Here is a 14711-nt window from a genome sequence, read left to right on the forward strand (position 1 = left end):
AGATTAATCTCTTCTGCTAAAAAACATGATAGTAGCAGTCAACTTCATTACCATAATCAGATATATTGTCGTACCTTTTAGCTCGATTATATATACCTACAAGACCTATCAACCCGTTATCAAAGATACAGGTAATTGAATTGGTGATGAATAATGCAGTTATCCGTGAAACTGCAAGAGCATTAGACGACATAAAGTATTAATACCATTATTCGCACTTTAGATTACTCAACTTTCGTTAGATAACCATATTGCCTTTACAAAATTAATAAATTCAGCTTTTTTGTGCGATCGATGAGATACGGTCGTTTGTCGATAAAAAAAAACGATAACGTTAGTTGTAGTATGCTTGGTCACCTAGTTAAAACGAATAGTGCCATATATCTTCGACTCAAAGAGTCGGAAGAGCCTGCAAAAGCCATGTAAGGCTGCTTTCTCGGTTTGATATTCAATCCTAGTAATACCGGGCTTACCTGCTATTAATAATGATAAATAACCTTATTAATAAACTAGCTAAATACAAAATAGAACGTGAAAATCTGCCAAAATCTATGACAAACTTAATAGTACGTTTAACACACAATAAACCAATTAAAGAAATGAAGAGAGCTTACTTAAAGCTCTAATAGCTGAAATTGCAACCTCCTTATTAGGATCTTTACATAACTCAATAAGTCTAGAAACAGCAGCTTGTTGTTCAATGGTTGCTTTATAGTCACCAAGTGCACTAACTGCAGCTATTTTAACCTCATCATTGCTTCTATGAGTAAGCTCAACAAGCATGTTAATAATATCTTTACGCATATAATTTCGTCTATTTTAACCTTATTAAGATTGGAATAAATGTTATAGAGTTATTATTTTAAGTTTCGGATTAAGTCGAGTTAGTGAATTATCTATCTCAGGAAAATATTATTATTTAAATTAAAGCATTACAGTTGTAACAGTATTATTCTAGAGACAAATAAACAATTAAGTAAGAACAATTAAGCAATTAAGTAAGAACAATTAAGCAATATCATAAAATTTTTTATCTCTATTAGAAAATACAATATCAGTACAAGCATTCAATAAATCAGCTCATTTTTTAAAATTTGTGAAAAAGCCGTTCAAAACCATAACCGCCCTCTTCGCGAGAAGGGGGAAAGACGTTCAACCAATCGAACTTAATTTTGTTTATGATAAACCTAAATGTCATATAGGTTTACCAATTATATCAATATAAATTATATAATCTATGATTAAACTGTTACTAAATACGGAAAAGAATATTGCTAACTGAGTATACAAATACTACACAGTGGTAGACTAAAGTGTTAACGTATGAGGAACGTTAGACTTAATTCTAGTAGATTATTTCAAAATGTAATTATATTTATAATTATTAAATAATATAAAAAATCACTCTAGAAGAGAGTATATCTAATGAAAATATAATCTGCTTTTGTACGATCCACTTCTATAATTAGCATCCAGATAATATAATCACTATTATTCAATCCAAATTAAAATACCTATATTCAACCTTGAATCACCTGAATAGGTTAATTTGCAGACTTTTTATGCGAAACAAATATCAAAGAAATTAATTAATTGAATATGTATAAATCGAGAAGGCTTAATTACAGTTTAAAAATGAACTGGTATCACTTTGAAGGTTGCATCGATAATGACAAGAGATGAGAAAGTTAACATCTGAAGAAATGACAAAGCGTAAAATCACTTTTGTGGTCGGTTCATTTGTAAGCTACACAGATAAATGATATCAATAGCTGAAGAGTATGGAGAAAAAGAAATCTCTAAATCAATAAGAGATATCTAGTCAGAAATAGGCTAAAAAATTCATAATCCCTCTTTCAATACATTTTGTTACAAAAAAACCGCTAGGTACTATAAGCGGCAAGAGTGGCAATAAAAAATGCCATAGAGTTAGTAACGCACTCATTATTACTGATGGCTATTCAGCCATACAAATAAAAAACATTAATCAACTAACTAATTGTATCTATATACTTGAAACAAAAATAGTTCAATTATGAACTAAATCATAAATACATAAGAAAATTAGATTAGATTTGCTAATTTATAAAACTTCAGATAAATGCTAGCTTTTTCTAAAATATTAAGTGAAACGACTATATATGATGAATATTCATAATTTACAAATTTAAATGTTAACTAATTAACTTACTATATAAACAGTAAATCAAGTTATTCATGATATTTCAAGCAACATACTATTTTATCTATTGATAATCTAAAAGGAAATCCTCTGGATATCATTACTGACAAACTGTTTTACTGGCGTGTAGATCGTTCAATTTACCAAATGGATAAGTACGACAGTTTACAAAGCTTGCTCACTGATAAAATATACATTAGTAAAATTGACAAGACAAATAAAATTATCAAAAAAAGAAAGTCACAATTAGATGGTGGATATAGACTATTTTTTATATTAAATAGAATTTAATCTCAAATATAATCAGATTATAATCTATCAATCTTTAACCGTACAAAAGACTATAAAAAGGTGAAATATTTTGAACATATTTAAATCGATCTGGGATTTTTTTGGTATTTATCAAACTAAAAAAATAAGAATTTTACATATGTTAATTCTACTCTTAGTAATATCGCAAATCATTGTTAGCAACTGGATGATGGGGACAAAGTCAGTGGTTCCTCCTTTTTTTGACATGATTTATTTGTTCACTTGGATTCATATTTTTTCGGGTTTTGTACTCCTTTTTTTAACTTTCTTTTTAGTCCTATCGTGTTTTAAACAACGCGGACTTAGATATTTTTATCCCTACCTTTGGGGTGACTTTAAACAAATCAAAGAAGACATACGTTACCTTTTAGCTAAAAAGCTACCAGATAGCGCTCCTAAAGGACTAGCAGCAACAGTTCAAGGGTTAGGATTAGGAGCTTTATCAATTGTTATATTATCTGGTGTTGCATGGTTCATTTTATGGTTACAGCAGTCAGCATTCACTCTAGAGGCGAGAAGTATTCATAAATCACTTACAATTTTAATTGAGATTTATATTTATGCTCACGGTACATTAGGAATTATTCATTTTGTAATTTGGAAAAAACACAAAGGCAAATAGACTTATTTGATACATTGCTATTAATAGGAATCATAGTCCCCATATATTGTAACTTGTTATATATCTATATACTATAACAAGTTACGATTAGGTAGCGATACTTTTATAAAATCAAGAGGTTATCTATGTTAGCACAATATTCGAATGGTCATGAAAAGTCAGTAATTTTAGTTAACCAATAGAACTATTATCTATTATTAATCGAATAAAAATAATACAAATCTTATCATCACTCCTCATTAAAAATGTTGAGCCAAGCTATGGGCTCTTCGACATATTGTAATGCCCATCCAGTAATAAAAGCGATCATAACCATTGTTATTAATAGTCTGTACCTATAAAAAAATTTAAAAATCTTTCTCATTGAAAACATACCATTAGAAATTGAAACATCAAACCTATAGATACTAAAATCAACCCTCTAATTGCCGATACCTCACTGCTTTAACGATATTCTGGCGCTTCACGTTAATAGGTATTATCTCATGTTAATATCTTGAGGTTCTATACATTATTCAACTGTATTTACTTAACATCAAAGTAAAAATTTCACCAATAAATTCAAAGCATTAGTATACTACTTACCTCTATCTCCCTTGAGTATTATTATCAATACAGAGATTTTATACTTCTTAGCTACTAACTGACTAATCCCTTCCTATCGAGTATCTAAAGCTATTACTAATTTTGCAATACAAATAGTTTTATGCTAAATAATAACCAAGGAAACAAAATTTTATAAATGGAATTACTATTTATCCAAATAGACATATTTCGATAAATAACGATCCCAGAAAATTTGACTTTTTGATTTAGTATCATAAAGTTAACCATACATCATCGAATGATGAGAGACAAATTCCACATATCAATCAAACTCCAAAAATGAGTTTTATCGAGTATTTCTGACTATCTTTGTTACATAATACGTATATATATGAAATTTTATTAATTATAGTTATATCTTTTGTTTTTTACCACTAATACAGAACTTAAACACAAATAGAGACATCAATTATTGAAGGAATAAAATACTCTAAATTAAAGTTTTTCCATAAGGTATTGTTTTTTAACAACATTTATAATATGTAACAATTGTAATAATTATGCTTTCGGTTACTGATTACATTTATTCAGATTTGCATTAACATTAAATAACTCATTATAATTGTAATCAAGTTAATCGAATAAACATCCATAATTAAAGTTATGAAAATAAAGTTTACAAAGAAAAAATAATTTCTTTGTAAACTTTATATTATTTAGCGATATAAAGTGAATACTCAATAAAATTTATATTTATACATCAATAGGAATTATTTAATGTCTTTCAAAAAAAATTTATTAGGTTTAGCGCTATTTTCTTCAGTTTCAATTATTAGCTTAAATGCGAATGCTGATGCTTCAGCTGAAGTTACCCTGCAAGGAATTATTACTAATACAACATGTGATGTAACTATCAACGGTGGTAAATCTGTTTTAAATGTCGGTGTATTTAAATCAAGTGAATTTACTGCAAATAATAAAGTTGGCACGGTAGATATGCCGGTTACATTAACAAACTGCACCCCAGAAGAAACTGGAGAATTAATTATTCAAGGTTTAACTACAGTGGCTAATAATGATCAAAATATTTTTGTAGGAAACGATGCAGACACAGTAGGTTTTATGGTTGCACAATCAGATAACACTACTATTTTAAAAAATGGTCAAGGTGCTCAAGTTACAATTGCAGAAGATGAGAGTAGCGCATCATATACGTTTAAAGTAGGTATGGCATCTACCTCACTAACCCCAAAAGCTGGTGCTTATAGCGCTCCTATTTTAGTTGCATATGTAGTTAACTAGTCATTAGTTGTAAAATTGGTTCAGTAAAGAAGATATACTGAACCAATTTAAATAAAGGAATTTATATGTACGTTTATCGTTTATTAGGTATTCTGATAGCTAGTTTATTAACAATATCTACTCATGCATTTGCTGGAATATCACTAGACAATACACGAATTATCTTTACAGGCACTAATGAGCAACGTGGCCAATCTATTGGTGTAACTAGTAGTTCAAGCTCTAGTGAACCATATTTAGTAAAGGCTCAAATATTAGAAGATATTTCTGGTAATAATTTAGAAACTCCATTTACAGTAACACCTTCTATTTTTAGATTAGAACCAGGAAGTACAAATCAACTAAGAATACTAAAAATAGAAAATAGAAAATTAGATCAAGATAAAGAATCAATTTTCTATTTAAGAGTGATTGCCATGCCTGCCGGAAAAAGTAATAACTCTCAGAAAGAATCTGAATTAGGAGGTAATATAAAAATATCTACGGGTAGTATAATAAAATTAATATACAGGCCTGATGGATTAAAACCATCCTTAACAGAATCAATGGGTGGATTACAGGTAACTAAAATAGGAAACACTCTAAAAATAAAAAATCCAAGTCCCTATTTTATTACATTAGCATCTCTATCTGTTGGAAATAAAAATATACCTATCAGTGTAATCAAGCAAAACACTACGATTTTACCATTTGGAGAAATGACCTATAACAATATAAATTTAGAAAGTAAAAAAATATCATGGCAAGCTATTAATGATTATGGTGGATTAGAAAAGTTTAATACAGAAATAAAATAATAACACTAAGAAATCAATTTTAGAGAAAATGCAATGACCTTAAAAAAATCTTTTAAAACTAATTTAATAATACTTTCAATGTTTTTTTTAATTAATTTTTTATTGTTATCTAAATCTTTTAGTTCAACCGTTTCTTTTAAAGCATTAATTTCAAATAGCGTAGGATTAGGATGTAAAGTTATTATACCTAATAATGTATTGTCATTTACTCCATTAAAATCTAATGAAGTAATAGGTAATATCAAAACATTTCAAATAAATCCATTAATTATAAGACTATCATGTGTTGATGAAACAGAAGAACTACTACCTTTATTAACTATAAGTGGGTTAACACCTTATCAAGATGATACAACAAAATCTATCTTTTTAGATGGAAATACTAATGGTGTTGGATTTATGGTTCGCCAATCAATTGATAATCAACAAATTTCACTCAGTGATTTTTATAACCCAACGGAAGCAATACAAAATAATGGTACTCCTAAACAGTTAAGTAAATTAAATTCAATTAATGCTTATCAATCTGAAACATTATTATGGGTTGGATTGGTCGGCCCATTACACACTATAGTCACACCTGGTAACTTTAGCGCCACATTAACTGTCAATGTAGCTTTTCAATAATTATAAGGTATAAATACCATGAAGTATTATTTCATAAATATTTTATCTAAAGTGATTGGTATATTTTTTTTTACTGTAGTTAATAGTAATTTAGCTTTTGCAGTTGCGGGAAATGCAAACAGTAATATTTATTTCAAAGCAACATTTGTTGGCGGTGCTTGTGAAATTACCGCACCATCAGTCATTCAATTTAATGGTGGAGAAATGATAATGCCTACTGAGATTAGACAGAAATTATCAAAAACTATTGAAAACTTTAATTTAATCCTATCTAATTGCTCAGGTTTAGGCTTAATTCCGACAATAACAGTTAGTGGTGAGTCAACAACTGACTTAGGTATTGCTGTATTCCGAAATACCCCTAGTCAAACAGATGCAGATGGATATGGTATCTTATTAAGTACAATCGGTAATAATTCTTTTGTTGCAAACAATAATCTAGCTGTAGAGAATATAATTCATTCCAAAGATTGGGATTATAATAACTCATTAAGTTCAATTGATAAAACACTTCCGATGAAAGCTATATTAACTTGTGGAAATTGCAATTCAACAACACAACGTGGTGGAGATTTTAACGCAACTATTACTTTTAATTTTTCATATGAATAAAAAAGGGTAAATAATATGATAAAACAAAATATAACATTTAAAATTTTAATATTATTTCTATCAACATTATTCTCAAATATCGCCTACTCAAATGGAGGTATTAGTCTAAGTCAAACTAGGATAGTTTTCGACTCTAATATGAAAAATGCAAAGTTATCTATAAATAATCAAAGTGACCGAGTTTATTTGATAAATAGTAGAATTTACGACAATAATAGCTTGGAAAAGAATAATATCACGGATAGTTTTTTGATTACGCCACCACTATTTAGACTAGAAAACAATACTCAGAACACATTAATGATAACACCAAATAATTTATCTACATTACCTTTAGATCGAGAATCAGTTTTTTATCTAAGCATTTTAGCTATACCATCTACAAAAAAGTCTGATGAACAACAAGAAACTTTACTGTCTAGTAAAGTTTCTGTTGGGATACGTATGTGGATTAAATTATTTTACCGTCCTGATAACTTAAACTCATCACTTAGTAATGAGTTTGGTAACCTATTATTTTCAAATGAAAATAATAGGTTAGTAATTAAAAACCCAACTCCTTACTATATAACAATTGCTAAGCTCGATATAAATGAAAAACCAATAAACATCAGAGAACAAGGTGCAATGATAGCTCCATTCTCAAGTAACAATTACGTTTATAGCGAAAAAATTAACAAAGTTTCGTGGTCAGCTATAAATGAACATGGCGGTTTAACTAAAACATATAAAAAAGAATATAATAATGATTAATTTTTATAAGAAAAAATATTTTCTATATTGCTTATTTTTAATTAGCTATTTCTCTTACTCTATGAATAGTGGCCTTCTTTTAGAAGGAACTCGTGTAATTTATTCTGAAAATGAAAAAAATGGAGTTACTTTTAATATAACTAACAATACAGATAAAAATTTTTTATTGCAATCAAGAATATTAGAATGGGATAAGATCAAATCTTCTGATGAAGCAAAAAATAATGTTTTAAAAAAAAGGAACAACGATGAATTACCGTTCATCGTTGTTCCTCCACTTTCTCGTTTTGAATCAGAGCAAAAAATGACGCTTCACATACAAATGATTAAGGATACTTTACCAAAAGATCGAGAGTCTATTTTTTCATTATCATTAAAAACGATCCCTAGTCAAGAGAAATCAGATAAAAACAACAAACTGATAATTGCACTACAAAACAATATAAAGTTATTTTATCGGCCATCTGATTTAATAGAAATGGATTCTAATTCAAAGTTAAATGGCATTGAGTTTAATATTAATAATAAAAAATTAACAGTAAAAAATACAACACCTTATTATTTAACTTTAAGTAAGCTAAGTTCAAACAAGATAAATTTATTAAGCAATGGAAATAACATGATAGCTCCTTTTGAAGAAATTGATTATTTATCAGATAAAGAGTTAAACAATATTATTCAATGGCAAATTCTAGATGATGATGGTCGAATGTCAAAAGTTGCTGAGAGAATTATTAACTAAGTAAAAGTATAAATAAATCAAAAATTAAAATAGACATGTTAAATTGAGAATTTACTATGAGCTTTCGAAAAAAAAACATTACAAAAAAACAAAAATTTATTTACAAGTTAACTTTTTCTTATTTATTTGTTATATCTAGTTTTGTTAGTGCAGAAGATTATTTTGACCCTAGCTTTTTAACTTTAAGTGGTGAAAGTAATAATATAGACTTATCTATTTTTTCTAATAAAAATTCAGTTGCTGAAGGTAAATATACTCTAACAGTATTTTTAAATAATCAAGATGTAGGTCAATATACTCTTACTTTCTCAAGGAATAAGAAAGATACAATTACCCCAGAGCTTACAACTGAATTACTAAAAAGTTGGGGAGTCGATATAAATAATATATCTTCTTTAAATTCTTTACCAAAGAATGAATCTATTGATGAGTTAGATAGTTATATTCCACATGCAACAAGCAAACTAGACTTGGCAAGATTACGTTTAGATATAAGTATTCCTCAAGTCGCTATGGACCCGAATTTTGATAAAATTTCAGACCCTAACTTGTGGGACAATGGTATACCTGCAATATTGATGAACTATAATATAAGTGTAGGGCATTCAGATAACAATAACTCTGTGAAGAATGATAATTTATATGCATCTATTCGTTCTGGTATAAATATTTCTGCGTGGAGATTACGTAGCACAATGACTTATACTCGCTCAAAAACGAGAGAGTCTTATAATCAACTAAACAGTTTGCAACAGCAAACTCAATTTTCTGATACGTATGTAGCAAGAGATATTAATAACATTCGTTCCTCATTACTAATTGGTGAAGCAACTACAAGTAGTGATGTTTTTGATAGTATAGCATTTAAAGGCATTAAATTAGCCTCTAATGAACAAATGCTACCTAGTCAATTAAGAGGATACGCACCATCCATTACTGGAATTGCAAATACTAATGCGAGAATAACTGTTCGCCAAAATGGCAATGTAGTATATGAAACTTATGTTGCACCAGGCCCATTTGACATTAATGATATCCAGCAAGCTGGCTTATCTGGTGATTACGACGTAACAGTTACGGAATCTGATGGCTCTGAGCGTCGTTTCATTATTCCTTATTCAGCTTTGCCAATGATGTTGCGTCCAAAGGGATCAAAATATGAATTAACCATGGGTCGCTATAATGGTTCATTAACTCAAGGCTCCCGAGAATCTGATTTTATTTTAGGTACCGCTGCTTATGGATTATCTAGCGGAATTACTGTTTATGGAGGAACAATACTCTCAAAAAATTATCAGTCTTACAACTTAGGTACTGGAATTTCTTTAGGACAAATAGGCGCACTATCTGGAGATGTCACCCATTCTTCTACTAAGTTAATAGACAATAACTCAGAATCTAATTCAAAAGTTGGTCAGTCTTATCGAGTACGATATTCAAAAAGTTTAGACACAACAGGTACATCAGTAGACTTAACTGCACTACGATACTCAACTAAAAATTTTTATAATTTTAATGAATTTAATAGCCAAGGCTATCAGTTAGGAAATGGCGTTAACCCTTGGGTTTTGCAACATCGCCGTAGTAGTTTTCAAACTCAGCTTAGCCAACAATTAGCTAAATATGGCTCATTGCGATTTAGGGTAAGCAAAGATGATTTTTGGGGAAGCAATAAAACATTAACGGGACTATCATTAGGCTACAGTGGAACAGCAAAAGGGGTTAGCGTTGGCTTAAATTATAGTATTGATAGAGTCAAGGATACAAACGGACATTGGCCAGAAAACAAACAGGTTAGTGCAAACATTAGTATCCCATTTAGAAATTTTTCTTTCTCACAAAATACCTCTATCTATGCAACATCGATGTATATGCAAGATAATCACGGAAAGACCCAAAACCAAATTGGTGTTAGTGGTAGTATGTTTGATAATTCAATTTCTTACAGCCTTTCTCAAAACTGGGGAAATCAAGGACAAGCTGCTACTAGTAATGCTAATGTCGCTTATCAAGGAAGTAAAGGTACTATTAGCTCTGGATATAGCTATAGTAATGATTCTCGTTCAATAAATATGAATACGAATGGAGGAATATTAATTCATAGTGATGGAATTACACTTTCAACTTCAATGGGAGATTCTGTTGCATTGATTAGTGCGCCAGGCGCTTACGGTGCCAGTTTAAATAATGGCTCAACTATTATTGACCACCGAGGATATGCGGTTGCCCCATATTTAACCGATTATACAAAAAATAGTATAGGAATTGATCCAACGACTCTACCTGATAATGTTGACCTAATACATTCCAATGTCAATATTTATCCTACTAAAGGAGCTGTAGTCAAAGCTAATTTGAAAACCCGAATTGGCTATCAAGCTCTAATAACAATAATTAATAAAAACAATACGATAGTACCATTTGGAGCCATAGCGAGCTTACAAGGTACTAATAATGAAAGTATTACGGGTATTGTTGGAGACCAAGGACAAGTTTATTTATCAGGACTTCCAGAGAAAGGTAGTCTACATTTACATTGGGGAAATTCTTCTGATGAACAATGTATCGTTAACTTTAATATTAATGATTCTATCGTAAACAAATTCAACTTAATACATCAAATTAGTAGTGTATGTCAGAGTAAAAAATAATTTCATTGTTATTAATAAAATTAACTATACATAAAATGTCAAAAATATAGGTTTATTATATGAAAAGCTTTATTCCACTTTTACCTTTTATTATTTTTATAAATTTTAACTCATATGCTGATATCACAACATACCCTGGTAAAGGAGATGTATTCAATACACCTTTATCAGGCTCAATTAATATTCAAGTGAGCGCACAAGGAAATTGGGTGTGTAGTCAACCGTATACAGCAGGAATAGTGAGCACTTCCAATTCCTCTTATTCTTCTAGTAGCTATGGAACAACTTCCGATGGCGTATTCGGGCTCGTCTATAAACCTTGGCCTGCAAGCGATACCGTAGTGACATTAAATGGAACAACAACAACGAATAGAACTACTTCTGCAACCGGAGCTGGTATTGTCTCAAATTATCAAGTTAGCTGGATTAATGGTAAGCCATCTGCATCATCTAGCTATTCAGAATGTCTAACTTCATATCCATGGAACTTAACACCAACATATACAAGCGGAAGTAATAGAGGTAGTGGTAGTTCAACTGCAAATTTAGTCGCAACAGTTCATGTTGGTCCCAAGGCGATCAAGGGGGCAACCTATAGCCCTACATTATCAAATTTACGTTACTATGTACGTGATGCTACAAGTGGATTTAACACAGCTCAATTACCAAATGTTACTATAGTTAGCCCAATGACTTGCTCTATATTACCTATTGCTGAAGTTGATTTTGGTATAGTAAATGTAACAGGGAAGTCAAATAACGAGCAACTTGCAACAAGCTCAACTGAGCTCACTATTAATTGTAATTCGGCTGATTCCCAAACAATTACTACAAATATAACAACTTCATTTTCAGGAAATTATATTAATAACAATCCAACTCAACTTGGGATTTTAAGCTCAACTAATGCTGTCATGGGATATATTCGTGGGCAATATTCTACTGAAAATGGTACATGCGTTTCTAATCCATCGAAAGATGTCTATTTTAATAATACAAATAGTAAAGTATTAAATAATATTGGAGTAGGGCAAACTAAAATACCAATTTCTTGGTCACTATGTAATAATAGCGCAGGATTATTTGGTGAGGGTAATGCACAAGCTACTGTCAATGTATCATGGGATTAATTAATACATTATCGGACTGTATATTAAAGTTAACCTATGTTGATTAAAATTCAAGCACAATTATATAACTGTGCTTGAATATTATTCAAAAAATATATATTCCTGAGAAAATAGTATTATAATTTCATTTTTTTGATAATAACCCATAAAATAACGGTCAGATAGACTTAATCAAACCAACAAACAAAAAACCATTAATACATTGATTTTAATTGTATTTTATTTCATTTACACTTTTAATGAGCTAGGTTATGTAATATTTAGCTCAAACCCGTTTTCAATAGTTATATTGATCTAGCTACTCTGTAAACCTAAAATCTGCAGTGCTTGCAGGCTGAAAAGTACTGAATAATGAATTGCCCAGCAACGCAATATCTTACCTCATATTATGAATAGCTGAATATCCCACCCACGCTTTGGCCATTATTTAACAAATAATGGCCTATACTCAGCCAATTCTTGCACTGTACAGCTCATATGCTATTGTTCACTCCCCTTTAATTGTTCACACCATCATTCTTTGGTACTTAAGTTGATATAGCTACACAGCATTGATCTATGGCAATACCACCAATGGTGATATTTCCGTACACCGCTCTACGATTTATCTCTATTTTATATAGAGATAATAGTGGACTTAATACCGAGATAATTATATTGTTAATTTCAAATAAAGGTATAATTTATGCGTCATATACTCATACTTTTAAGTATGCTATTTTTGGGATTTAGCCCTATGGCATATTCAACGCAAACAATTGTATTTATTCGGCATGGTGAGAAGCCAAATAATGATAGTGGACAGTTAACTTGTAAGGGATTAAATCGCGCATTAGCACTGCCTGATACGCTTATTTCTCTGTTTGGTAAACCTGATTCGCTATTTGCTTCAGCGCCGAAACAGAATAAGTTAGGTAGCTCATTACGGGCGGTTCAAACAATTACTCCAACCGCGATAAAATTATCACTTCCAATTAATCTGAATTATCATGCTAAAGAAACCAAAGGGTTACAAGACACTTTATTGAGCCGCGAATACGAAAACTCAGTCATTTTTATCGCATGGGAGCATGACAACTTAGTCAAAGCCGCTAGAGATATAATGAAAAATGAAGGTGGAAATCCTGACGAGATCCCAAAATGGCAAAGTATTGATTTTGATAGTATCTATGTGTTAAGAATTAATCACGATAACGACTCAAAAATTGTCACCTTTGAACACACACAACAAGGCCTAAATAATGTATCAAAACAATGTCCTGAATAAGCGATAATGATAATAAGTGGGATGCTTATAATAAATCCGACATTAGGGTTAAAATCACTAAACACTGCTTATTCCACAGTTAATCAAAATTATGCGATGCATATACCTCGAAAAAGTCTGGCTGAGTAATTTTATTACTAGCATCTCTTAGAAGAAGTGCGTCTAGTGAACAGAGCTATTGCTCTGTAATTTAGCAACCATTTTGGTTAGCAGGCGCTGGTCAATCACATCCTGGATCACTTTAAGTCGTTTAACATCTTCCAAGGTAAAAAACTCCGCTCTATAAGCCGTCATGCGAACCCCTTAATGGTGAGCCTACGTGACGGACATCTTAACTTAGCCCAGAGCGGACATTACAACTTTGCTATTACTATAAAGATTCGCATAATCTATCTTATGTTAAATTAATACATTGGACGGCATTATCGTATCAGCTTTTGAATTTAATCGTATAATTAATCGCAATTTCCTATAGAATAATACTTATTAAAAATAACAATATACTTATGACCTTTACTCTTTAGAATATCATTTTGGAATTGTTGATTAGGTAGTAAATAAAGAACTAAAGGCTCTTCATTTTCATCAATATCGCAACTCTTATGAATCAGAACTCGAAAGTAAGTATTACCCGTATTTTTGATACTACCAGTCTGTTTTTCAAACTCATATGTAAATTTTGGATTCAATGGCCTGACTACAAAGTATGTTTCTAAGCTTACAGTTGGATAGAATAATGGTTTTTTATTCTTATTGTCATCGCTTGTGATGTCTAATGATGTTTCACTAATAGTAATTTTATAATACCGTTCAATACTATCTTTCTTTCCTCTATAAAAAATTTTAAAAAACTCCTGCTCTTCTGGTAACAAAATTTTCTTAAGAGGTGTAAATATTATTTCACCATTTTCAATTGGCTGACCATGTTCATTGCTACCAGGCTTATCTATTTTATACGCAGAAAATGTATATAAGTTTGTTTTTTTTGTATCATTTATATATGACTTAGAAAAAAATTCTTCACCTGACTCCATAGAGGATATATCTGAGTTTATATATAATGCATGTGCACTTTCACTAAAAAATAAAGTTAAAGATATTATTATATTGCATAGATTTTTTTTCATAACTAATCATCTAAATTTATATAAAAAAAGTAGGCTACTAA

At 30.3% G+C, this 14711-nt stretch carries 13 protein-coding genes; 10 read left to right on the top strand and 3 right to left on the bottom strand.

What is annotated here, in order from left to right:
* Window positions 1-591: 591 nt before the first annotated feature.
* On the bottom strand, window positions 592-804 hold the full coding sequence (locus tag PR767_RS13515; protein WP_198633993.1) for a HEAT repeat domain-containing protein: 213 nt from the start codon (window positions 802-804) through the stop codon (window positions 592-594).
* Between the two features lie 1739 nt (window positions 805-2543).
* On the opposite strand from PR767_RS13515, the gene PR767_RS13520 reads away from it, so the two are divergent.
* From PR767_RS13520 to PR767_RS13565, 10 genes are all read left to right on the top strand, one after another.
* Window positions 2544-3116: a cytochrome b/b6 domain-containing protein gene (locus PR767_RS13520; RefSeq protein WP_110592923.1), complete on the top strand. Its 573-nt coding sequence runs from the start codon at window positions 2544-2546 to the stop codon at window positions 3114-3116.
* Window positions 3117-4439: 1323 nt separating this feature from the next.
* Window positions 4440-4964: a fimbrial protein gene (locus PR767_RS13525; protein WP_198635244.1), complete on the top strand. Its 525-nt coding sequence runs from the start codon at window positions 4440-4442 to the stop codon at window positions 4962-4964.
* A 65-nt stretch (window positions 4965-5029) separates the two neighbouring features.
* On the top strand, window positions 5030-5761 hold the full coding sequence (locus PR767_RS13530; RefSeq protein ID WP_198633995.1) for a fimbrial biogenesis chaperone: 732 nt from the start codon (window positions 5030-5032) through the stop codon (window positions 5759-5761).
* Between the two features lie 33 nt (window positions 5762-5794).
* Entirely contained in the window at window positions 5795-6388 is a 594-nt protein-coding gene (locus PR767_RS13535) for a fimbrial protein (protein WP_198635243.1), read from the top strand.
* An 18-nt stretch (window positions 6389-6406) separates the two neighbouring features.
* On the top strand, window positions 6407-7000 hold the full coding sequence (locus PR767_RS13540; protein ID WP_272520435.1) for a fimbrial protein: 594 nt from the start codon (window positions 6407-6409) through the stop codon (window positions 6998-7000).
* 15 nt (window positions 7001-7015) lie between these two features.
* Complete coding sequence (locus PR767_RS13545) at window positions 7016-7753, top strand: fimbrial biogenesis chaperone (RefSeq protein WP_198635241.1); 738 nt, start codon at window positions 7016-7018, stop codon at window positions 7751-7753.
* On the top strand, window positions 7746-8495 hold the full coding sequence (locus tag PR767_RS13550) for a fimbrial biogenesis chaperone (protein WP_198635240.1): 750 nt from the start codon (window positions 7746-7748) through the stop codon (window positions 8493-8495). Before PR767_RS13545 ends, PR767_RS13550 begins: the two co-directional genes overlap by 8 nt.
* Before the next feature lie 56 nt (window positions 8496-8551).
* Window positions 8552-11146, top strand: a complete 2595-nt coding sequence (locus tag PR767_RS13555) for a fimbria/pilus outer membrane usher protein (RefSeq protein WP_272520436.1) — start codon at window positions 8552-8554, stop codon at window positions 11144-11146.
* Between the two features lie 59 nt (window positions 11147-11205).
* Complete coding sequence (locus PR767_RS13560) at window positions 11206-12276, top strand: hypothetical protein (protein WP_198634001.1); 1071 nt, start codon at window positions 11206-11208, stop codon at window positions 12274-12276.
* Between the two features lie 685 nt (window positions 12277-12961).
* Window positions 12962-13543: a phosphoglycerate mutase family protein gene (locus PR767_RS13565; protein WP_198635237.1), complete on the top strand. Its 582-nt coding sequence runs from the start codon at window positions 12962-12964 to the stop codon at window positions 13541-13543.
* Window positions 13544-13705: 162 nt separating this feature from the next.
* Here the strand turns inward: PR767_RS13565 and PR767_RS13570 are convergent, their stop codons facing one another.
* Both PR767_RS13570 and PR767_RS13575 read right to left on the bottom strand, forming a co-directional pair.
* Window positions 13706-13837, bottom strand: a complete 132-nt coding sequence (locus PR767_RS13570; protein ID WP_267748356.1) for a hypothetical protein — start codon at window positions 13835-13837, stop codon at window positions 13706-13708.
* 161 nt (window positions 13838-13998) lie between these two features.
* Window positions 13999-14670 (bottom strand): fimbrial protein, encoded by a 672-nt coding sequence (locus tag PR767_RS13575; protein WP_110592917.1) that lies wholly within the window; start codon window positions 14668-14670, stop codon window positions 13999-14001.
* Between the last annotated feature and the right edge of the window lie 41 nt (window positions 14671-14711).

The sequence above is a fragment of the Providencia sp. PROV223 genome (assembly GCF_028479245.1).
Classification (GTDB): domain Bacteria; phylum Pseudomonadota; class Gammaproteobacteria; order Enterobacterales; family Enterobacteriaceae; genus Providencia; species Providencia rettgeri.

Bases quoted from the DNA above. Each gene is read 5' to 3' on its own strand.
- PR767_RS13515 (WP_198633993.1), bottom strand. From the start codon at position 804: ATGCGTAAAGATATTATTAACATGCTTGTTGAGCTTACTCATAGAAGC.
- PR767_RS13525 (WP_198635244.1), top strand. From the start codon at position 4,440: ATGTCTTTCAAAAAAAATTTATTAGGTTTAGCGCTATTTTCTTCAGTT.
- PR767_RS13530 (WP_198633995.1), top strand. From the start codon at position 5,030: ATGTACGTTTATCGTTTATTAGGTATTCTGATAGCTAGTTTATTAACA.
- PR767_RS13535 (WP_198635243.1), top strand. From the start codon at position 5,795: ATGACCTTAAAAAAATCTTTTAAAACTAATTTAATAATACTTTCAATG.
- PR767_RS13540 (WP_272520435.1), top strand. From the start codon at position 6,407: ATGAAGTATTATTTCATAAATATTTTATCTAAAGTGATTGGTATATTT.
- PR767_RS13545 (WP_198635241.1), top strand. From the start codon at position 7,016: ATGATAAAACAAAATATAACATTTAAAATTTTAATATTATTTCTATCA.
- PR767_RS13550 (WP_198635240.1), top strand. From the start codon at position 7,746: ATGATTAATTTTTATAAGAAAAAATATTTTCTATATTGCTTATTTTTA.
- PR767_RS13555 (WP_272520436.1), top strand. From the start codon at position 8,552: ATGAGCTTTCGAAAAAAAAACATTACAAAAAAACAAAAATTTATTTAC.
- PR767_RS13560 (WP_198634001.1), top strand. From the start codon at position 11,206: ATGAAAAGCTTTATTCCACTTTTACCTTTTATTATTTTTATAAATTTT.
- PR767_RS13565 (WP_198635237.1), top strand. From the start codon at position 12,962: ATGCGTCATATACTCATACTTTTAAGTATGCTATTTTTGGGATTTAGC.
- PR767_RS13570 (WP_267748356.1), bottom strand. From the start codon at position 13,837: ATGACGGCTTATAGAGCGGAGTTTTTTACCTTGGAAGATGTTAAACGA.
- PR767_RS13575 (WP_110592917.1), bottom strand. From the start codon at position 14,670: ATGAAAAAAAATCTATGCAATATAATAATATCTTTAACTTTATTTTTT.